This is a genomic window from Nocardia sp. CNS-044 (assembly GCF_059570515.1).
The window spans coordinates 70,664-93,438 of sequence record NZ_JCANSX010000011.1 but is presented as its reverse complement, the minus strand read 5'-3'; the positions used below and the strand labels follow the sequence as shown (position 1 = coordinate 93,438).

Annotated in this window: 9 protein-coding genes; 1 reads left to right on the top strand and 8 read right to left on the bottom strand. The window is 70.8% G+C overall.

All coding sequences use genetic code 11. The annotated features are described in order from the left end of the window. Positions 1-58: 58 nt before the first annotated feature. The 7 genes from T333_RS28725 to T333_RS28695 all read right to left on the bottom strand — a co-directional run bounded on the left by T333_RS28725 (position 59) and on the right by T333_RS28695 (position 20,700). Positions 59-841, bottom strand: a complete 783-nt coding sequence (locus T333_RS28725; RefSeq protein ID WP_355002674.1) for an ABC transporter permease — start codon at positions 839-841, stop codon at positions 59-61. Positions 842-1,013: 172 nt separating this feature from the next. Continuing rightward, positions 1,014-2,006, bottom strand: coding sequence for an ATP-binding cassette domain-containing protein (locus T333_RS28720; protein WP_355002588.1), 993 nt, complete (start codon positions 2,004-2,006; stop codon positions 1,014-1,016). A gap of 16 nt (positions 2,007-2,022) precedes the next feature. After that, positions 2,023-15,675 (bottom strand): amino acid adenylation domain-containing protein, encoded by a 13,653-nt coding sequence (locus T333_RS28715; RefSeq protein ID WP_496426444.1) that lies wholly within the window; start codon positions 15,673-15,675, stop codon positions 2,023-2,025. 378 nt (positions 15,676-16,053) lie between these two features. Then, positions 16,054-17,778: an apolipoprotein N-acyltransferase gene (gene lnt / locus T333_RS28710; protein ID WP_357255122.1), complete on the bottom strand. Its 1,725-nt coding sequence runs from the start codon at positions 17,776-17,778 to the stop codon at positions 16,054-16,056. A 2-nt stretch (positions 17,779-17,780) separates the two neighbouring features. Next, complete coding sequence (locus tag T333_RS28705) at positions 17,781-19,379, bottom strand: amidohydrolase (RefSeq protein ID WP_496426443.1); 1,599 nt, start codon at positions 19,377-19,379, stop codon at positions 17,781-17,783. 53 nt (positions 19,380-19,432) lie between these two features. Then, entirely contained in the window at positions 19,433-19,957 is a 525-nt protein-coding gene (locus T333_RS28700; RefSeq protein ID WP_357254929.1) for an FxsA family protein, read from the bottom strand. 83 nt (positions 19,958-20,040) lie between these two features. Further along, entirely contained in the window at positions 20,041-20,700 is a 660-nt protein-coding gene (locus T333_RS28695; RefSeq protein WP_067791887.1) for a response regulator, read from the bottom strand. A gap of 118 nt (positions 20,701-20,818) precedes the next feature. Between T333_RS28695 and T333_RS28690 the strand changes: the two genes are divergently transcribed. Continuing rightward, positions 20,819-21,520 (top strand): DUF4132 domain-containing protein, encoded by a 702-nt coding sequence (locus T333_RS28690; RefSeq protein ID WP_355002584.1) that lies wholly within the window; start codon positions 20,819-20,821, stop codon positions 21,518-21,520. A gap of 1 nt (position 21,521) precedes the next feature. Here T333_RS28690 and T333_RS28685 read toward each other — a convergent pair whose 3' ends face one another. Beyond that, a complete protein-coding gene (locus T333_RS28685; RefSeq protein WP_355002583.1) occupies positions 21,522-22,700 on the bottom strand; it encodes a sensor histidine kinase in 1,179 nt (392 codons plus the stop codon). Positions 22,701-22,775 lie beyond the last annotated feature (75 nt).

Here is a 22,775-nt window from a genome sequence, read left to right as displayed (position 1 = left end):
CAGCCGACTGAAAAGGCCGCCTCCCGATCGGGAGGCGGCCTTTCGTCGTGTCCGCGACTCAGTGGCTGGCGACCTTGCGGTAGCGCAGCAGCGCCAACGGCATCGCCACGGCCAGGATCGCGACCGAGCAGATGATGGCGTACTCGACACAGTGCTCGGCGGCCCAGCCCGAGGGCGGCACGAACGAGGGCGGGGAATCGTTCTCGAACAACTTGCGTCCGGACGCCGAGACCGCGGTGATCGGATTCCACTCCGCCATGGTGCGCAGCGGCCCCGGCAGCGTCTCGGCGGAAATGAACGCCGACGAGATGAAGCTGAGCGGGAACAACCAGATCAGGCCCGCGGACTGGGCGACCTCGACGGTCGGCGAGAACAGACCGGTGACCGCGCCGACCCACGACATCGCGAACGCGAACAGCAGGATGATCCCGAAGGCCAGGACGGCGTCGGCGATTCCGCCGTTGATCCGCCAGCCGACGATGTAGCCGCAGACCACCATGACCACCAAGCTCAGGATGTTCACGGCCAGGTCCGAGAGCGTGCGGCCCATGAGCACCGCGAGCCGCGACATGGGCAGCGTGCGCATCCGATCGATGATGCCCTTGTGCAGGTCGCCCGCCAGGCCGACGGTGGTGAACGCCGCATTGAAAGCGACCGTCTGGGCGAAGATTCCGGCCAGCAGGAACTCGCGGTACTGGCTGCCGCCCAGCGAGGCGCCGAAGATGTAGGCGAAGAGGAACACGAACATCAACGGCTGGATGGTCGCGGTCACCAGCAGCGTCGGCACCCGCAGGATGGTCAGCAGATTGCGCCAGGCGACGATCGCGCTGTCCCGGAAGATCCGCAGCTTCGGTGGCGTGATCTCTTGGGGCACCGGCTCTTTCGGTTTCGTCTGCGCGGTCTCCTCGGCCTTGTCGAGCTCGTCGCGTACCACGGTGGAGGCACTCGTCACGGGGCCACCTCGCTCGCGCGGGGCGATGCCGCTGTCGTAGTTGTCGGTTCGCGTCGCTGACTCACGACATGATCTCCTCGGGTACGTCGTCGGTTTCCGATTCGGCGCTCGGCGTCGCCGCCGATGTGCCGGTGAGGGACAGGAATACGTCGTCGAGACTGGGTCGGTGCACGCTCGCGTCGACCACGCACACCCCGGCGTCGTCGAGCCTGCGCAACGCCTCGACCATGGTGCGCGAGCCGTCGCCGACCACCACCGTCACCTCGTCGGTGCCGGTCTCGTGGCTCGGCTCGCCGACGCCGATCTGGGCGAGCACCGTCATCGCGGGCTTGGCCTCCTGGCCGGGCGCCAGGGTGACGGTGAGCCGGTCGCCGCCGATGGAGGTCTTCAGCTCGTCGGCCGAACCGCGCGCGATGACCCGCCCGCGGTCGATGACGGTGATGCGGTCGGCGAGCAGATCGGCCTCTTCCAGGTACTGGGTGGTGAGCAGCACGGTGGTGCCGTCGTCGACGAGATCGCCGATGACCCGCCACATGTCGAGCCTGCCGCGCGGATCCAGACCGGTGGTCGGCTCGTCGAGCACCACCACCGCGGGCCGGGCGACGAGCGCGCCCGCCAGGTCGAGGCGGCGCGCCATGCCGCCGGAGTAGGTGCCCGCGCGGCGGTGCGCGGCGTGGTCGAGGCCGAGCGCGCCGAGCAGTTCGGCGGCGCGGGTGGTGGCTTGGCGCGGTGTCATGCCGTAGAGCCGGGCCACCATGCGGAGGTTCTCGTAGCCCGAGAGGTTGGCGTCGACCGCCGCGTACTGACCGGAGAGACCGATCCGCCGCCGCGCGTCCGCCGGGTCGCGGAGCACGTCGATACCGGCCACCCGCACCGAACCCGCGCACGGCTTCAGCAGGGTCGTGACGATCCGGACGGTGGTGGTCTTGCCCGCGCCGTTGGGCCCGAGCAGTCCCATCACCGTGCCCGCCGGAATCTCCAGGTCGATGTCGTCGAGCACTCGAATCTTGCCGTAGTTCTTGACGAGACCGCGCACCTCCACCGCGAGAGTCATGACCGCACCTCACTCACTAGGCATCCTCCTTCGTTGTGCCCGCGCCGCCGTCGAGCTGCCGGTTCAGCACCGGTCCGATCACGGCGAGCGACTCGGGTGCGGTCATGGCCGAATGGCGGCAGAGCAGTTCGTGGTCGTGGACGGTTCCGGTGACGAACGGCTCCCACGCCGCCGCGCACCGTGCCGGATCGGCCTGGTTGATCTCGTCGGCCGCGGCGGTGAAGAACAGCACGTCGCCATCGAAGGTGCGCGGCTGGAAGCCGTGCGCCAGCTCCGTGCCGTTGGTGTAGCCGGTGTACAGCCTTTCCAGGTGCTCGACGGTGAGCGCCGCGAACGCGCCGGGGCGCGAGCGCAGCAGTTCCGCCGCGTCGAGCAGGCTCATCGTGGGATCGAGTTCGACGTCGTCGCCGAGGTCGCTGCCGAACTCCGCGATGATGTCGGCGACGCCCGGGATGGCGTGTTCGAGCAATTCGTCGGAGAGCTGGTAGCTGTCCATCATCGCCAGCAGCGCCACCTCGTCGCCGGACTCCTGCAGCCGCACCGCGATCTCGTGCGCGATGAGACCGCCGAGCGACCAGCCGAGCAGGTGGTACGGACCTTCGGCCTGCACCGACTTGATGTGCGCCACGTAGTAATCCGCGGCCTCGCCGATGGTGGCGAAACCCTCCTCCCCCGCGACGTGCGGTGATTGCAGCCCGTACAGCGGCCGGTCCGGCGACAGGTGCGCGAGCAGACCCGAGTAGCACCAGGACAGCCCGATCGCCGGGTGGACGCAGAACAGCGGAGCCCGGCGTCCCGGAGCGGTCGGCCGGATCGGCAGCACCGCGCCGAGCGCACCGGCCATCGCGGTGGCCGCGCCGTCGGAACCTGCCAGCCGCGCGGCGATGGCGGCGGGTGTCGCCTCGCCGAACATCACCTGCACCGGCAGGTCGATGCCCTCGGCCCGCACCTGGGCGACAACCTTCGTGGCCAGCAGCGAGTTGCCGCCGAGTTCGAAGAAGGCGTCGTCGGCGCCGACCCTTTCCACCCCGAGCACCGATTCGAAGGCCGCGCACAGCACCGCCTCGACCGGGTTGCTCGGCGCCCGGTAGCCGCCGGACGCGCTGAACACCGGTTCCGGCAGCGCCTTGCGGTCGAGTTTGCCGACCGGGCTCAGCGGGACCTCATCGATGAGCATGATCGATTGCGGCACCATGTAATTCGGCACCAGCCCGGCCACGTGCTCGGTCAACTCGGCGGCGCCGACCTCGGTTCCTTTGCGCGGCTTCACATACGACACCAGCGCCGTGCTGCCCGCGGGCGTGCGATAGCCGATGGTGGTGGCGAACTCGACCGCGCGGTGGCGAGTCAGCGCGGTGTCGATCTCGCCGAGCTCGATGCGGAAGCCGCGGATCTTGACCTGGTGGTCGGTGCGGCCGACGTACTCGATCTCGTGTTCGCCTTCCGCCGCGCCGGACCACCAGCGCACCAGGTCGCCGGTGCGGTACATGCGCTCACCCGGCTTGCCGTACGGGTTCGCGACGAACCGCAGCGCGGTCAGTCCCGGCCGGTTCAGGTAGCCGCGGGCCAGCGCGCTGCCCGCCAGGTGCAGCTCACCGGTGACGCCGACCGGCGCCGGATGCAGCCTGGCGTCCAGCACGGTGGCGGCGACGCCGCGGATCGGGCCGCCGATGGTGATCGGCCCGTCGGGCTCCATGGGCTGGGAGATCACCGTGACGATGGTGGTCTCGGTGGGCCCGTACGCGTTGTACAGGTTGCGACCGGGCGCCCACCGGGCGACCAGATCGGGCGGCAGCGCCTCGCCGCCGACCAGTACGTGCGCCAGATCGGTGACACCGGTCGGGTCGACCGTGCCGAGCGCGGAGGTCGTGATGAACGCGTGGGTGATCCGTTCCTCGATGAACACCTCTGCCAGCTCCGCGCCGCCGACCACTCCGGGCGGGGTGATCACCAGCGTCGCCGCGCCGCCCAGGGCGAGCAGCAGGTCCAGCATCGCGGCGTCGAAGCTCGGCGTCGCGAAATGCAGCACGCGGCAACCGGGTTGGACGTCGAAGCGCTCCGCGGTCTCGGCGGCGAAGTTGGACAAGCCGCCGTGTGTGACCATCACGCCCTTCGGGGTGCCCGTCGAACCGGAGGTGTAGATCACGTACGCCGGGTTGTCGACCCGCAGCGGGCGCACCCGCTCCCGTTGCACGATCGCCTTGTCCGACGCCGCGAGCACGCCCGCGCGGAACTGCGCGTCGTCCAGCACGATCCACTCGACGCCGTCGGGCAGCTCGTCGCGGTACTCGGCGAGCGTGATACCCAGCGCCGTACCGGAATCGGTGAGCATGTGGGAGATGCGCCCGGCCGGGTACAGCGGGTCGACCGGCACGAACGCCGCACCCGCCTTGGCGACCGCGAGGACCGAGGCGACCGACTCGATCGAACGCGGAATACCCAGCGCCACCAGGGTTTCCGGACCGACGCCGTGGCCGATGAGCACCCGGGCCAGCCGGTTGGTCCAGCGATCCAGCGCGTCGTAGGTCACCTGTGTGCCGTCCGAGATCAGCGCCACCGCGGTGCGGTCGACGTTCGCCGCGGCCTCGAACACGTCGGAGAAGACGATCGGGCGGTCGGCCTCGATGCCGCGCACCGGAGCCAGCCCGGTCCACTCCTCGGGGTCGAGCAGTTCCAGATCGCCGACGGCGGCGGTCGGCGTCGCCGCGATCGCCCCGAGCAGGCGGACCAGGCGCTTGCCGAGTCCGTGCGCGGTCCGCTCGTCGAACAGATCGCTCGCGTAGTTCACCGCGAGAGAGATACCGCCTGGCTCGCGCTGCGCGGTCTGCTCCTCGGTGAGGGTGAACTGCAGGTCGAACTTGGCGATCCCGGTGTCGCCGTCCTCGGCCTCGATGCGCAGACCCGGCAGTTCCAGGCTCCGCAGCGGACGATTTCGCACCGAGAGCATCACCTGGAACAGCGGATGGTGCGCCTGCGAGCGGGCCGGGTTGAGCACCTCGACGAGGCGTTCGAACGGCAGGTCGGCGTGCGCGAACGCGTCCAGATCGGTGTCCCGCACGCTGTGCAGCAGGTCGGTGAACCGCGCGTCCGGATCGAGCCGGGTGCGCAGTACCAGCGTGTTGACGAACATGCCGATCATCCGGTCCAGCGCCGGGTGGCCGCGGCCCGCGATCGCGGTGCCGACCGCGATGTCGTCGGTGGCGGTCATCCGGTGCAGCAGCACCGCGAGGGCGGCGTGCAGCACCATGAACATGCTGACGTTGTTGCTGGTGGCCACCGCCTGCAGCTCGCGGTGGGTGACCGCGTCGATCGCGCATTCCACCGTGCCGCCACGATAGGAGGGCACGGGCGGCCGCGGCCGGTCCGCGGGCACGTTCAGCAGTTCGGGAACACCGTCGAGGGTGGCTCGCCAGTAGTCGAGCTGGCGGCGAAGCACCGAGTCGGGATCGTCTTCGGCGCCGAGCGTATCCCGCTGCCACAGTGTGTAATCCGCGTACTGCAGGGTCAGCTCGTCCCATTCCGGCCGCTGTCCGGCGCAGGCGGCGCGGTAGGCCACGGCCACGTCGACGGCCAGCGGCTCCAGCGACCAGCCGTCCATCGCGATGTGGTGCACGACGAGCACGAGGACGTTGTCGGTCGAGGCGGCGGGCCGGGCCGTGCCGTCCGGATCGGGTTCGTCGGACACGGTGATCAGCGCCGCGCGCAGCGGCACGGACTCGCCGAGGTCGAAGCCCGGTTCGGCGAAACTCCGGACCGCGTCGGCGACGCCGTCGGGGGTGACCGTCGCGACGAACAGCGTCACCGCCGCGTCGGCGGGATCCAGGACCACCTGGGCAGGTTCGCCGTCCAGCTCCGGGAACACCGTGCGCAGCGACTCGTGCCTGGCCTGCACCTCGTGCAGCGCCCACACCAGCGCGTCGACATCCAGTTCGCCGCGCATCCGCAGCACGACCGGAATGTTGTAGGCGCCCGCGCTGCGGTCCGCCGCGTCGGCGACCGGGCCGACTTCGTTGAACCGGTTGAGGAACCACAGCCGGTGCTGCGCGGCGGACAACGGAATCCGGTCGGGCCGCTCGCGCGGCACCGGCCCGGGGCGCGCCTCCGCGCCGGACGGCCCGGACTCGAGCATGGCGGCCAGCTCGGCGACGGTCGGCGCGGTGAAGACGCTGCGCACCTCGAGCCGGGTGTTGGTCGCCGCCTCCAGTCGCGCGACGAGCTGGGTGGCCAGCAGCGAGTTTCCGCCGATGTCGAAGAAGCTGTCGCTGGCGCCGACCGTCTCCGCGCCGACCAGATCGGCCATCACGGAGGCGACCAGCTTCTCCAGTTCGGTCTCCGGCGCCCGGCCGACGGATACGGCCGCGAACTGCGGCTCTGGCAGCGCCGCGGTATCCAGCTTGCCCACCGGGGTGAGCGGAATCCGGTCGAGCACCGTGATGCTCACCGGAACCATGTGCGCCGGAAGCTGTTCCGCGACGTGCGCGCGCAAGGCCTCGGTGTTCACGCCCGCGCGCACATCGATCGGCTGGACGAAGGCGACGATCCGATCGGCGCCCGCGATGTGGCGGACGTCGGTGTGCGCGAACCGCACGCTCGGGTGCCCGCCGAGCGCGGCGGTGATCTCGCCGAGCTCGATGCGGAACCCGCGCACCTTCACCTGGTGGTCGCTGCGGCCGAGGTAGACCAGCTCGTTCGCGGCGTTCCAGCGCACCACGTCGCCCGTGCGGTACATGCGGGCGCCCGCCGGTCCGAACGGGTCGGCGACGAACCGCGCGGCGGTGAGGCCGAGTCGGTCGAAATAGCCACGCGCCACCCCGAATCCGCCCAGATACAGGTCGCCGGGCACGCCGACGGGCACCGGCCGCAGCCGGTCGTCGAGCACCATGGCCCGCGCACCGCGCACCAGCGTGCCGATCGTGATCGGCGCGCCGACGGTCACCTCGGCCGCCGTGACGACGACCGTCGTCTCGGTCGGGCCGTACCCGTTCAACATCAGCCGCCCCGGCGCCCAGCGGGCCACCAGCTCCGGCCCCCACGCCTCGCCGCCGATCATGAGCGAACGCAGGTGCGGCAGCGGCCAGCGTTCGTTGTCGATGGTGGACAGCGCCGCGGGCGTCATGAACGTGTGGGTGACCCGCTCGCGGTCCATCAGCGCGGCCAGCTCGTCGCCGCCGTAGATGTCCGGCGGGCAGATCACCATGGTCCCGCCCGCACCCACCGCGAGCAGCAGGTCGAACACGGCGGCGTCGAAGCTCGGCGAGGAGAAGTGCAGCGTCCGCGCGTCCGCGTCGACCCGCATCCGGTCGCGGATCTCGTCGGCGAAGTTCGACAGTCCGCTGTGGGTGACCGCGACGCCCTTCGGCCTACCGGTCGAGCCCGAGGTGTAGATGATGTAGGCCAGGTCGGCGATCCGCACGGGCCGCGACAGCTCCGCGTCATCGATCGGTCCGTCGTCCAGCCCGTCCAGCTCCGCCGTCATGGCCGGCTCGTCGAGCAGCAGCCAGTCGGTCGACGCTTCGTCGCCCGCGGCGCGCAGCCGCCCGGCGTGCCCGGACACGCTGACGCCGAACCGGCAGCCGGAGTCGGTCAGCATGTGGCGGACGCGATCGGCCGGGTAGTTCGGGTCCACCGGCACGAAGGCCGCACCGGATTTGGCGACCGCGAGCACGGTCAGCACCGAGTCGATGGAGCGGGTCAGGCCGAGCGCGACCCGATCGCCGACGCCGATGCCGCGCCCGACGAGGGCACGGGCCAAGCGGTTCGAACGCCGGTCGAGTTCGGCGTAGGTCATCGAGGCGCCGCCGGACCGCACCGCGTCGCGCCGCGCGTGCCGCCGCGCCGTGACGGTGAAGTACGCCGCCAAGGTGAGCTGCGACGTGGTCTGCCCGCCGGTCGCCGGGCTCAGCAGCCTGCGCTCGTTCTCGGTGCGAGCATCGATCTCACGGACCAGCGCACGCGGGTCGGCGGTGACCGCGGTCAGCACGCGCAAGAACCGATCGGCCAGCGTCTCGACCGTCTCGGCGTCGAAAAGCTCTGCCGCGTAGACGAATTCGAAGTCACGTGCGCCGGCGTCACGGGCCGCGACCCGCAGCTCCAGATCGAACTTGGCGCGCGCGATGTCCAGTTCCTCGGCGCTCAGCGCCAGCTCCGGCAGTTCGAGAGTCGGCGTGGGCCCGTCCTGAACGGTCAGCGCCACCTGGAACAGCGGCCGGTTCGCCCCGGCGCCCGCGACCCGGCCCAGCTCCTCGACGACGCGCTCGAACGGCACGTCGGCGTTGGCCATGGCGGTCAGCTCGGTGTCGCGGTCGGCGCGCAACTGGTCGCTGAACGGCCGGTCCGGATCCACGTCGGAGCGCAGCATCATGGTGTTCACGAACATGCCGACCAGTTCGTCGAGCTTGGTGTCCGTGCGGCCCGCGACCGGCGTGCCGATCACGATGTCGCGCCCGCCGGTGACGAACCGCAGCAGCACGGCCAGTGCCGAGCGCAGCACCATGAACAGGCTGACGCCCTGCTCACGCGCGAGTTCGGCGAGCGCCCGCTGGACCGGCTCCGGCACGGCGAACCGCACGGTGCCCGCCTGCTGGGTCGGGTCGAGCGGCCGCGGGCGGTCGTACGGCAGTGGCAGCTCGGTGGGCAGGTTGGCCAGTTCGGTGCGCCAGTAGGCGAGCTGCGCGCCCGCGACGCTCTCCGGATCGCTCTCGTCGCCGAGGCAGGCCCGCTGCCAGAGCCCGAAGTCGGCGTACTGCACCGGAAGTGGCGTCCACACCGGCGCGCGACCTTCGCGGCGCGCCGCGTAGGCCACCGCGAGGTCGCGGGTCAGCGGGCCGAGCGACCAGCCGTCGGCCGCGATGTGGTGCACCACGATACCGAGTTGGTAGCGCTGAGTAGCGGTGCGCAGCAACGCGATTCGCAGCGGCGTGTCCCTGGTCAGGTCGAAGCCGCCGCGCGCGACTACGCGCAGCGCGTCCGTCGCCCCCGCCTCGTCGACCATGATCGGCTCCACCGAGGGCAGCGCCCGGCCGATCGGCAGGACCAGCTGCTGGGCGCCCGCGCTGTCCTCCGGGTACACGGTGCGCAGCACCTCGTGCCGCTCCACCAGATCGGTGAGCGCGGCGCGCAGCGCGGGCACATCCAGATCGCCGTCGATTCGAATGACGAAAGCGATGTTGTAGGCGCTGGATTCGGGCGAGAATCGATTGAGGAACCACAGTCGCTGCTGCGGCAGCGACAGCGGGATGCGTCCCGGACGCGGAGTGTGCACAGCCAGCGCCACCCGTCGCGTCCGGGGCGCTTCCGCCAATCGCTCGGCGACGGCGGCGACCGTCGGCTCCTCGAACAGCGTCCGCACCGGCAGATCCACACCGAACTCGGCGTGCAGCGCGGCCGCCAACCTGGTGGCGAGCAGCGAGGTGCCGCCGATGTCGAAGAAGCTGTCCTCGGCGCCCTCGACCGGGTGTCCGAGCACGGCGCCGAACACGCCCGCCACCCGGATCTCGGTCTCGGTGCGCGGCGCGCGCGACGGACCTGCGGCCGCGAACACCGGCTGCGGCAAGGCCTTTCGGTCCAGCTTGCCGGACGGGGCGACGGGCAGCCGATCGAGCATCATCACCGAGGCGGGCACCATGTAGCCGGGCAGCTGCTGTCGCGCTGTCTCCAGGATCGCGGCGGGCGTCACGCCCTCCGCGTCCTTCTCCGCCGTCACGTAGGATACCAGCCGCGGGTCGCCGTGGTTGCCGGCGTGCACGATCGTCAGCGCGGAACGCACGCCGGGGTGCGTGCGCAGCGCGTGGTCGATCTCGCTGAGTTCGACGCGGAAGCCGCGGATCTTGATCTGGTCGTCGGCCCTGCCGAGGAAGCGCAGCCGCCCGGCCGGATCGGCGACCACCAGATCGCCGGTGCGGTACATCCTTTCGCCTCGCCTGCCGTGCGGATTCGCCGGGAAGCGTTGCGCCGTCAGGCTGTAACGGCCGAGGTAGCCGCGGGCCAGGCCGGGGCCGGACAGGTACAGCTCGCCCGGCGTGCCCGGCGGCACCGGGTGCAGGCGCCGGTCGAGCACGAACAGGCGCATGCCGCGCACCGGCATGCCGAGCGGCACCGGATGTCCCGCCGCCATCGGTCCCGACGCCGTCGCGGCGACGGTGGCCTCGGACGGCCCGTACATGTTGTGCATGCGGTGCCGCGCCGACCAGGTCGCCACGAGCTCCTCGGAGCACGCCTCGCCGCCGACGATCACGGCCTCGAGCTCGTCGAGACCCTCGTCCGGCACGGTGGCCAGCGCGGCGGGGGTGATGAACGCGTGCGTGACGTGCTCGTCGCGCAACAGTTCCGCCAGCTCCGCACCGCCGTACATCCCGGCCGGAGCGATCACGATGGTCGCGCCCGCCGCGAAACCGAGCAGCAGTTCGAGTACCGACGCGTCGAAGCTCGGCGACGAGAAGTGCAGCGTGCGTGCGGAATCCGTGACGCCGAACTTGTGCATCTGCTCGCTGGCCAGCGACGCGATGCCGGCGTGGGTCACCACGACGGCCTTGGGAATTCCGGTCGAGCCCGAGGTGTAGATCAGGTAGGCGGGGTGGCTGGTCCGCAGCGGGTGGTGCCGGTCGGCGTCGGTGATCGGCGCGGTGGAGTGATGGTCGCACTCGGCCGCCAGTTCGGTCGACCCGAGCACCAGCCAGTCCACGTAGGACTTGCGGTGCCGCCCACGCGGTGCGGGCCATTCGGGTATGGCGGCCAAGCACTCCGGAATGGTCAGGCCGAGAAACGCGCCGGAGTCGGCGATCATGTGCCCGATCCGCTCGGCCGGGTAGCCGGGATCGATCGGCACATACGCCGCACCGGTTTTCGCGACGGCCCAGACCGCGGCGATCGAGTCGAGGCTGCGCGGCAGCGCGATGGCCACCACCACCTCGGGCCCCGCGCCGTGCTCGATCAGCACGCGCGCCAGGCGGTTCGACATCTCGTCGAGTTCGCGATAGGTGGTGGCCTGTCCGAGGTAGCGCACCGCGACGGCGTCGGGCAGCCGCTCGGCGGTGGCGGTGAGCAGGCGGGCCAGCGAGATCGACGGCTCGGCGGGTGCGGCCGCGATGGGGACCAGGTTGTCGGCTTCCCTGCGGTCGAGGATGGCTATGTCGCCGACCGGCATCTCCGGCGCCGCGACCGCCGCGGTGAGCAGGGCGACGAAACGGCGTGCGAACGATTCGACGGTCCGCTCGTCGAAAACATCCTTGGCGTAGCCGAATTCGGCGGTGAGCGGACCGTCGCCGAAGCTGTCGTGCACCTCGAGCTGCAGATCGAACTTGGCTACGTCGGCCGCGAGCGGCACCACCTGGGCCGTCACGTTCGGCAGTTCGACGCCGAGTTCCGGCGCGCGGTCGTAGGACAGCATCACCTGGAACAGCGGGTGTCGCGCGGCCGACCGCTCCGGGTTGACCACCTCGACCAGCCGCTCGAACGGCACGTCCGCGTTGGCGAACGCGTTCAGGTCGGTCTCGCGGGCAACGTCGAGCATCCGGTCGAAACCGGCCGCCGCGTCGACCTCGGTGCGCAGCACCAGCGTGTTGACGAACATGCCGACCAGGTCGTCGAGCGCCGGATCGGAGCGGCCGGCGATCGGGGTGCCGACCGCGATGTCGGAGCTCGCGCACAGCCGGGCCAGCAGGGTGGCCAGTGCCGCGTGCAGCACCATGAACATGCTGACACCGCGGCTGGCGGCGAGTTCGGCCGCGGCGCGGCGAGTTTCGGCCGAGATGGTGAACGCGACCCGGCCGCCGGTGGTGGAGCGGCGCATCGGGCGCGGGCGATCCAGCGGCAGGTCGAGCTGGTCGGGCAGGCCGGCCAGCGCCGAACGCCAGTAGGTCAGCTGGCGGCTCAGCGCGCTGGCCGGATCGTTCTCGTCGCCGAGCAGTTCGCGCTGCCAGAGGGCGAAATCGGCGTACTGCACCGGCAGCGGCGTCCACCGCGGCGCGGCGCCCTCCGCGCGCGCGGCCACCGCCGCCATCAGGTCCTTGGCCAGCGGCGTCACCGACCAGCCGTCACCACAGATGTGGTGCAGCACGATCAGGAACACGTGCTGCTGCGGACCGGTCTGCCACAGGGCGACCCGGATCGGCGCCTGACCGCGCAGATCGAAGCCGTACCCGGCGAACTCGGTGGCCAGCGCGGCCACGTCGGCGCCGATGGCGTCGATCGGATCCAGGGTCAGCGGGATGTCGGCGGCCTGGTGGATCAGCTGGTAGGGGCCGTCGGCGGCTTCCGGGAAGGTGGTGCGCAGGCTCTCGTGGCGATCGATCACGTCGACGAGACCGGCGCGCAGTGCCGCATGGTCGAGCGGTCCGTCGAGGCGGACGGCCAGCGGCATGTTGTACGCGGCGGCATGCTCGGCGAAGCGGTTCAGGATCCACAACCGCTGCTGGGCCAGCGACAGCGGAATCCGTTCCGGCCGTTCGGCGGGCAGCAACCGCGGCGAGGTGGTGTCGGGGATGTGCGAGGCGAAGCGCTGGGTGAGGGCGGCCACCGTGGACGCCTCGAACAGGTCGCGGATGGTCAGCGCGGTGCCCAGCGCGACGTTGATCCGCGCGACGGCGCGGGCGGCGATCAGCGAGTTGCCGCCGAGATCGAAGAAGCTGTCCTCGAGCCCGATCGCGTCGATGCCGAGCACTTCGCTGAATATCGCCGCGAGCGCGCGCTCCACCTCGGTGCGCGGCGCAGCGGTCACCGGCATCGTCCTCGCGACCAGCGTCGGCACCGGCAGCGCCTTGCGGTCGATCTTGCCGTTGGCGCTGAGCGGTAGTTCGTCGAGTTCGATGACCGCCGCGGGGACCATGTAGGCGGGCAGCGTGCGGCGCAGCGCGGCCAGCAGGGTCTGGGTGTCCATGCGCTCGTCGTCCGCGCCCGGTGCGGCGACCACGTAGGCCACCAGCTCGTCGCCGGTGCGCCCGGTGTGCGCCACACAGACCGCCCTGGTGACGCGCTCGTCGTCCAGCAGCGCGGCCTCGATCTCGCCGAGCTCGATGCGCAGGCCGCGGATCTTCACCTGGAAGTCGGTGCGGCCCAGGTACTCCAGCACACCGCGGCCCTCGGCCGTCGGCTCGAGCTGCCAGCGGGCGAGATCGCCGGTGCGGTACATGCGCGCGCCGGGAGTGAACGGGTTGGCCACGAATCGGTCGGCGGTCAGCCGCGGCTGGCCGAGATAACCGCGGGCCAGCTGCACACCGGCCAGGTACAACTCGCCGACGACGCCGGGTGGCACCGGTCGCAGCCGCTCGTCGAGCACGTAGGTCTGGGTGTTCCAGACCGGCGAGCCGATCGGCACGGTCTCCGGCGAACTCGGGCACGGCCAGTAGGTGACGTCGACGGCGGCCTCGGTGGGCCCGTACAAGTTGTGCAGCTCGGTGCCGCGCAGCACCGCGTGGAAATCGCGAACGGTGGCGGCGGGCAACGCCTCGCCGCTGCAGAACACCCTGCGCAGGCCGACGCACCCGCGCACATCGGTGTCGGTGACGAACACCGACAGCATGGACGGCACGAAATGCGCCGTGGTGATGCGCTTCTCGGCGATGACGCGCGCGAGGTAGGCGGGATCGCGGTGGCCGTCGGGCGCCGCGATCACCAGACGCGCGCCGATCTGCAAGGGCCAGAAGAACTCCCAGACCGAGACGTCGAAGGTGGCCGGGGTCTTCTGCAAAACCGCGTCGGTGCGGTCGAGCGGGTACTCGTGCTGCATCCAGTGCAGCCGGTTCACGATGGACTCGTGAGATACGCCGACGCCCTTGGGTTTTCCGGTGGAGCCCGAGGTGAAGATGACGTAGGCGAGGTGCTCGGGACGCAGCGGCGCCCACCGGTCGGCGTCGGTGATCGGCGCGGCGTCATAGCCGGACGTGTCCAAGGTGTCGAGCATCAGCACCGGGGCGCGCACCGGAAGCGCCAGCCCGTCGCGCTCGGCGCCGAGCAGGCACACCGGAGCGGCCTGGCCGAGGATGCCGTCGATGCGATCGGCCGGGTGATCGGGGTCCAGCGGCAGGTAGGCCGCGCCCGCCTTGACGATCGCGTACATGCCGACGACCAGTTCGATGCCGCGCCGCAGGCAGAGACCGACGACCGTGTCCGGGCCCGCGCCGCGCGCGATGAGCAAGCGCGCCAACCGATTGGCCCGCTCGTCGAGCTCACGGTAGGTCAGCGCGCGTCCCTCGAACTCGAGCGCGGTCGCCTCCGGGCAGATCTCCACACGCTCGGCGAACAGCTCGGCCAGCGTGCCTTCCCGGACGGGCGTCTCTGTGTCGTTCCATTCGCCCAACACCAGTTCGCGCTCGGCGTCGGTGATCGCGCACAGCGACGCCGCCGCGGTCTCCGGCTCGGATTCCAGGAACTCGCCGAGGAAGTCGAGGAAACGACCGTGGTGCATGGCGACCTCGCGGTCGGCGTACAGCCTCGGGTTGGCCTCGAAGTCGACGTGGATGTGGCCGGCTTCGCCGTTGTAGAGGTTGATCGAGAGGTCTTCCACCGGTCCGGTGGCGAGCACGTGCAGCGAGCCGGTCGACTCGCCGAACTTCAGCTCGTTGTGGAACAGCATGATGTTGACCATCGGCCCGAAGAATCCGCGCGCGTCCCTGGAGTAGCCGCAATCGCGCCGGATGTCGTCGTGCCGGTAGCGCTGATGCCGCAGGGCGCCGGTGATCTGCAGTTCCGTCGAGCGCACCACGTCGCCCACGGTGGTGTCCGCGTCGAAGCGCAGGCGAATCGGCACCACGTTCGACAGCACGCCCGCCGAACGACGCAGCGCGACGGTGGTCCGCGCCGCGACGGGCAGGCTCAGCACCACATCCGAATCGCCGGTCACCGAGCGCACGTAGCAGGCGAGCGCCGCCACGAACAGCGTCGAGTTGTTCGTGTCGAACGCCGCCATCGCCGCGGTCATGGCGGCGTCGGCGCGGTCGTCGAGCATGCCCATGGCCAGATGCCTGCCCGGATCCGGGGTCGAGGAGGTGACCGCGACGGTGGACAGGCTGAGCGGTCCGCCCGCGCCCGAGAGCTGTTCGAGCCAGTACTCGCGGTCGGTGCGGAACCGGTTGGACTCGCGGTAGGCCGACTCGTCGGCGTAGATCTGCGCCAGCCCGGTCGCGCGCGAGACCGACGGCTCCGTCTGGTTCTGGACCGCGGTGTAGATCTCGGCCGTGCGGGTCAGCGCGTTCATCGCGCCGTAGCCGTCGATCACGATGTGGTGGCCGCGCGAGTACCAGAAATACTCGTAGTCACCGACGCGCAGCACCACGTTGGTTGTGAGTGGATCGTGTTCCAGATCGATGGGAGAGCTGGCGTGCTCGGTCATCCAGCGCAGCGCGGCGCCGCGCGGGTCGGGTTCGTCGCGCAGATCGAAGCGGCCCCAGCCGGGGCGGCGGGACCAGTCGACCATCTGATGGGGAATACCGTCGATCTCCGCCATTCGGACGTGCCCGACCTCGGTCTCGGCACCGAAACGCTCGATCGCGTAGAGCAGACACCCGACGTCCAGATCTCCGTGGATCTCGACGTATTGGGCGATCGTCAAGGGTACGTCGGGCCGAATCCGCTGGGCGTACCACAGGGCCGTCTGCGCTGGGGAGAGAGCGAAGGGTTGTGCCGAAAACTCACCCGAAGTGCATTGGTCGACGCGATCGGTGGCCAATGAACTCATTCATCACTCCGTTCTGCCGCAACTGACGCAACTCCCCGACCCCCCTACGGCGGCCACGCATGCGCGAGCCGTAGGACGTGTGATCCACGCCCTATGATTCGGAGCACCCCAGATGCCGGATGGCCGACGTATTGGATTTGTTTCACATCGAACGACGTTGGCAGAACGTCCTTTTGGCCAGCTACATTTCCGCAAACTTTCGCGTCGAGCGGCGTCGCGGACCACAAACACCGAGGTCCGACGGCTTACGCCGCGGACGGAATCAACCCCCGACGCCCATGCCAGCAAACACTTGGCAACATAACAAACAGGCTACGGAGGCCTCGCCCGTCCCGGAAGAGACCGGATGTTCGGTTGTCGAGGAGATCGTGATCCAGGTCAGCCGACCGATTGGTCGGCCGAAAAGCCCTGCCAGGTCGCGTGAACAGACCGCGACCTCCGCCGGTGGGACAACGCAACAACGACGGCGGCAGCGGTCAGGATAGCCGAGACCCATTCGGGTGCGGCGCCGATTCGAGTAGCCAAAGTGGTGCTGGTGCGCAACGGCAGGTCCGCGACGAGGGCCGCGGGCACGAACAACTCGGTCTGCTGCGGCACCGCTCCGTCGGCGGTGACGATCGCGCTGACACCCGAAGTGGCCGCGACCACCAGTGCCCTGCCGTGCTCCACCGCGCGCACCCGCGACATCGCCAGCTGCTGATAGGTCATCTCGCTGTCGCCGAAGGTCGCGTTGTTGGTCGGCACGGTGAGCAATTCCGCGCCGGCCCGCAGCGAATCGCGAAACGCCCGGTCGAACGCGACCTCGTAGCAGGTCGCCACGCCGATGTCCACGCCGGCGGCGCGTACTGTGCCGTCACCGTCACCCGGCACGAAATAGCCTGCGCGGTCGGCGTATTCGGAGAAGAGCCGGAAGAAGGAACGCATCGGCAAGTATTCGCCGAACGGTTGGATGATCTTCTTGTCGTGCCGGTCCGCCGGACCTTCCGCGCCGTTCCACACCATCACGGAATTCGTCGTGGTGCGATCGCCGTTCACGAGCACGGCGCCCACCAGGATCGGCGCCTGGATCGCCTCGGAGGCCCGCGTGATCAGCGCCGCCGCGTCGGCATTGCGCAGCGGATCGATGTCGGAGGAGTTCTCGGGCCAGATCACCACATCCGGCTTGCGCGCCCGGCCCGCGGCGACGTCCTCGGCCAGCTGCTCGGTGCGCCGGACGTGGTTGTCCAGCACCGCGCGTCGCTGCGCGTTGAAGTCGAGACCGAGGCGCGGCACGCTGCCCTGAATCGCGGCGACTGTGATCGTCCGGTCACCGTCGTCAGGGGCGGGCAGCGCGGTCCGGAGGATCACTCCGGCGAGCGGCATGACAGCCAGAGTCGCTGCCGCGGTGACGATCCCGGTCCGCGACGCGGTGCCGAGCCGGGGTTTCGTCGTGACGGCCGGGCCGCTCCCGGACAGCTCGTCCGCCGAGTTCGGTACGCCCGCAGCGTCCTTCGACTCCTCGGCGGCTGCGGCCTCGCCCGGCGCGGCGGGCGCGCGCAGCGTCGGCAGCCGTTCGATCAACGCCGCGAGTCCAGTGCCCGTCAACGCCACCGCGAAGCCGATCAGCGGCGCGCCGCCCACCGCGGCCAGCGACAGGAACCAGCCATCCGCCTGACCGAAAGCCAGCCGACCCCAAGGGAATCCGCCGAACGGGAAGCTCGATCGAACCCATTCGGTGGTCACCCAGGCCAGCGCCACCCACAGCGGCCATCCGGGCAGCCGCCCGATCAGGTTGGCCAGCAGGCCGAACAGCCCGATATACACCGCGCACGTGGTGGAGAGCGCCAGCCAAGGCAGCGGCCCCACGTAGATTCCGGTCCACGGCAGCAGCGGCACGAAAAAGCCCAAGCCCGCGAGCATTCCGTAGCCGAAGCCGCCGCGCAGGCCGCCCGCGCCGCGCACCGTCGCCGTGAGCACGGCGATGCCGACCGGCGCGAGGAACCAGAACGGGCGCGGCGGAAAGCTGCCGAACAGCAGCAGTCCCGCGATCAGCGCGGCCAGCGAACGCGCGGCCACGCCGCGCAGCCGCTCCGGTGCGCGGGAGGTGCGCGTCGGGCCGGGCATCGTCATGCCTCGAACAGGGTGACGCCGCGGTGCACGGTGCGCAGGCATCGCGGCGGCGCCGAATCCGGTTCCAGCGGCGGCAGTCCCGGCACGCGGGACCGCGGATCGGTGGACCAGCGCTGCACCGAGTCGGCGGCCGCCGCGACGACGAGATCGCCTGCCTCCCATACGGCGTACGAGGCGGGCGCGCCGGGCACGAGGGTGCCCGCGATGCCGTCGCGCACGCCGCCCGCGCGCCAGGCCCCGCGCGTGGCGGCCGCGAACGCCGCGCGCGGCGAGATGCCGTGGCCCGGCGTGCGGTGATTCGCCGCGGCGCGCACGGCCAGCCACGGATTCAGTTCGGTGACCGGCGCGTCCGAGCCGATGGCCAGCGACACACCCGCGGCGGCCATGGCCGCGAACGGATTCAGCGTGGCCGCGCGCTCGGCGCCGAGCCGGGCCGCGTACATGCCGTCCGTGCCGCCCCATGTCGCGTCGAAAACCGGTTGCACACTGGCGATCACGCCCCAGGCGGCGAGCTTGCCGATCTGCTCGGCGTCGAGCATCTCCGCGTGCTCGACGCGGTGCCCCCGCGCCGCGACGGCCGGGCCGCCGAACTCGTCCACGACCCGCTGGAAGCCCGCGACCACCGCGTCCATGGCGGCGTCGCCGATCACGTGGAAGCCCGCCTGAATGCCCGCCGCGGTGCACGCTCGCAGGTGCGCGGCGATGGCCTCGGCGTCCAGATATCCATTTCCCGTCCCGGGCGTGTCGGCATAGGGTTCGCGCAGCCACGCGGTGTGCGAACCGAGCGAGCCGTCCACGAACAGGTCGCCGCCGAGCGCGTGCACGCCGAGTTCGGTGACCAGGGCCTTGGCCTCCTCGGCGCTGGTCACGGCCTCGCCCCAGTAGGCGCGGACCTCCACACCGTGCTCGAATGCCAGCAGTTCGCGCACGTCGTCGCGACCCGCGATGTCGGGTCCCGAGCATTCGTGGACGGCCACGATGCCCCGCGCCGCCGCCGCGTCCAACGCGGCGCGGCGGGCCTCGTCGCGCCTGGCGCGGTCCAGGCCGCCGAGCACCGCGGAACGCACGAGGTGGTGCGCCGCGCCGCGTAGCGGCTCGCCCCTGGTGAACCCGGCCGTCGAGGTCACCTCGGGGACGGTGTCCAGCAGGGCCGAGGACACCGCGGCCGAATGCGCGTCGACTCGGGTCAGGTACACCCGACGGCCGGGTCCCGCGGCGGCGTCGATCTCCTCGACCGTCGGCGGGCGGCCCTCCGGCCAGCGTGTCTCGTCCCAGCCGTCACCGAGGATCGCGCCGCCGGGCTGGGCCGCGGCATGGTCGCGCAGCGCCGCGAGACAGTCGGCGAGCGAGCGTGTTCCGGACAGGTCGAGTCCGGTGAGTTTCAGGCCGAGCGCCGTCACGTGCACGTGCGGCTCGACGAACGCGGGCGCCACGAAGGCGCCGGCCAAGTCGATGATCTCGGCGTCCGGATGCAGCGCCCGGCCGGGTTGTTCGGCGCCGAGCCACACCACTGTGCCGTCGGTGACCGCCATCGCGGTCGCGTCCGGTGAACTAGAGCTGTAGAAACGACCGCCGAGCAGCAACTGGGTACCCACGGGTCACCAGTCTGCCGTATCCCGGATTCGGTCGATCACCGTGGACGGGCGGGTCAGGCCGGGCCGACCGCGCGGCGGGCGTTGCCCTGACCGTCGTCGTACCACTGGGGGACGGCAGTCGGCGGAGCCGACGGGGTGGACGAATACTGCTGCACCACCACGCCGTCTACTACCTCGTCACCGTCGATGACGACGCCGCGGTACGGCGCGTTGCGCACCAAGCGGCCGAAGCGACGCGCGGCCACCGCGGCGACGACCGGACGCACCAGCGTCCTGGTCGGCGGCAGCAGCAACAGCAGGCCGAACAGCGAGGTCACCAGGCCGGGCACGAACATGAGGACGCCGCCCGTCGCGACCAGCGCGCCGTCGGCGACGGCGGTGCCCGGGGTGATCTCACCGCGTCCGGCGCGACGGAATTGTTCGATCACCCGCCGCCCCTGCGAGCCGATCAGCAGCATGCCCACGGCGGAGCCCGCGATGAGCAGCAGGATGGTGGGCACTACGCCGATCAGCTGACCGACGGCGAACAGCGCGGCGATCTCTACGACCACGTAGAGCACGAACAGCAGAGCGGGCATGGCGTTCCTTCCGGACGATCTACCCCTACCAACGCCCGCCCGCGGAGTTTTTCTCCCGGGCGCGGCTGATAGCTCGCTGAGATTCAGCCGCCGGGCCGCACCAACCCGGTCTCGTAGGCGAGCACCACGGCCTGCACCCGGTCGCGCAGGCCGAGTTTGGTGAGCACCCGGCCGACGTGCGTCTTCACGGTGGCCTCGGAGAGGTAGAGCTGTTCGGCGATCTCGGCGTTGGAGCGGCCAGCGGCGATCTGCTCGAGCACCTCGCGCTCGCGCGCGGTGAGCACGTCGAGCACCGACGGGTCGCGCATGCCCGCGGGATCGTCGGCGATGAGCCGGTCGAGCAGCCGCTTGGTGACCTTCGGCGAGACCACCGCGTCGCCCGCGGCCACACTGCGGATGGCCGAGACCAGGTCCTCGGGCGGGGTGTCCTTGAGCAGGAAGCCGCTGGCGCCCGCGCGCAGCGCGCCGAGTGCGTGTTCGTCGAGGTCGAAGGTGGTCATCACCAGGACGCGGCAGCCGTCGCCCGCCTCCACGATGCGGCCGGTCGCCGTCACGCCGTCGACCACGGGCATCCGGACGTCCATCAGCACCACGTCGGGGCGCAGTTCCTTGGCCTTGCCGACGGCGGCGGCTCCGTTCTCGGCTTCCCCGATCACCTCGATGTCGGGATGCGCGCCGAGCACCATCTTCAGGCCCATGCGCATCAATTCTTGGTCGTCGACTACGAGAACGGTGATCGGCACGGCTCCAATCTAGCGGTGCCCGGCGACGATTCGGTTACCCTCCCGCGCGTCTCACGGGATTGTCGGCGCGCGTCGCTATTCTCTTGCGTTCCCTGTAATCGACTCTCGTGGTGGAGAGATGTGCGAACAGATTCAACTTCTGGAGCTCGCGATGATTCAGCAGCGCACGTGGACCGGCGGCCAGCACCGCGTCGCCGTCCTGGACCATCCGTCCCTGCGCCACCCGGCGCGACGGTTGGTGTGGCTGGGCTTCGACGAGCGGGCCAACCCGGAGATTTCCTTTCGAATCGGGGCGGACGGCGCCGCCACCGACCGTGACGGGCGAACGATCGGCGTCGACTCGGCGCGCATCGCCGTCGCCCATCCGCTACAGCTCGCCGAGGAGCTGCCGTACTGGGTCAGCCAGTTCACCGATCACGAACTGCGCCAACCCTTTCCGCAACTCGCGCGGGAGGTGCATGCACTGACCGAGCGGGAGCGCACGGCGACCTCGCTGGAACGTTTCGCGCACCGCATGGTGCCCACGCACGCGCTGCTGCGGCTGGAGGATTTCGGCTGGCGTCGCGGCGCTCCGGTCGACGGTGTGCACGATCACTTCTACCGGCCGGTCGAGGGCGATCTCCAGGTGCTGCTGCACTTGGACGACGGCATCGCCGTCGAGGACCCCGCACCGGAGGGCGAGCGGGTGATCGAGGCGGTCGAGCTGAGTTCGCCGCCGGTGTCGTCGTGGTGGCGCCGGTGCGGCGACACGGCCTTCGGCGCGCTGGATCCGATCACCGCGAGCGAGGTGCTTCGCGAACTCGCGGCGGTCTTCGACTAGGTCAGCAATCCGTCCCGTCGGGCTCGAGCGGGATGGTCGCGCGCACCCGCCAGGCGCCGTCGGCGGCGCGCCCGACGTCCAAGGTCCCGCCGAGCACCGCGATGCGTTCGCGCATGCCGACCAGCCCGAGACCGCTGCCCTTGATCGGGTTGGCCTCGGGCCCGTGCACCGGAACGCCGCCGGAATCGGTGACCTCGACAAGGACGTCGCTGTCGCGGCGCTGCACCCGCACCCACGCCTTCGGGTGGGCGCCCGCGTGGCGCAGCGTGTTCGTCAGCGACTCCTGCACTATGCGGTGCACGCCGAGGCTCACCTCGGGGGCGACGTCGTCGATGTCGCCGGTCAGCTCGAGCTCGACGGCGAGGCCAGTGCCGCGCATCATCTCCACCACCCGGGCTATGCCCGCCGTGCCGTGCTGCGGCAGCTGATCCGGCGCGTGCTCGGTGCGCAGCAGCGCGACGGTGCGACGCAGCTCGCGCAGCGCCTCACGGCCGGTGCTGGCAATAGTGGTGACGGCCTGTTCGGCGCTGTCCGGGTCACGGCGCAGTGCGTACTTCGCGCCGTCGGCCTGCACGATGATGACGCTGACCGCGTGCGCGACGACATCGTGCAGTTCGCGCGCGATGCGGGTGCGTTCCAGCGCGACCGCCTCGTGGGTGCGCCGCTCCCTGTCGTAGTCGGCGACCGCGAGCCGGGCCGCGACCTCAGCGTCGTAGGCGTGCCGCGCGCCGTTGAACTCGGCCAGGGTCCAGCACAGCGCGTAGTACAGCGCGATGAACGCGAGCGTCGACCAGACCGGCTGATCGAGCAGCAGGGTGGACGACGCGGTGTCGAGCACCAGACCGGCGAGCAGCAATAGTCCCTCGCGCCTGCCGACATAGGCGACCAGCGTGTACAGCATGATCCCGAGGGCGAGCAGCGCCGGGTGCACGGCCTTGTCGTCGAGCACGTAGCTCAGCAGTGTGGTGCACAGGGCGAGGCCGAGCAGGGTGGCGGCCATGGCCCTCGGGTAGACCCGGCGGAACGCGACCGGGATCGGCAGCAGCCCGCCGACCACCAGATATACGGCCTTCTGATCGGTGTCGCCGATGGCCGTGAGGTCCAGCAGCAGCAGCCCGAACGCCAGGATGGAATCCGCAACGAGGGGCTTGCCGCGAAGCCACAGACTGAACCGGCGCATGACGGCCAGACTAAGGCGTACCTCCGCGTTCGCCGCGGGCATGCGGCTGTCCGTGGCCGCACCGGCGGTGCCGGA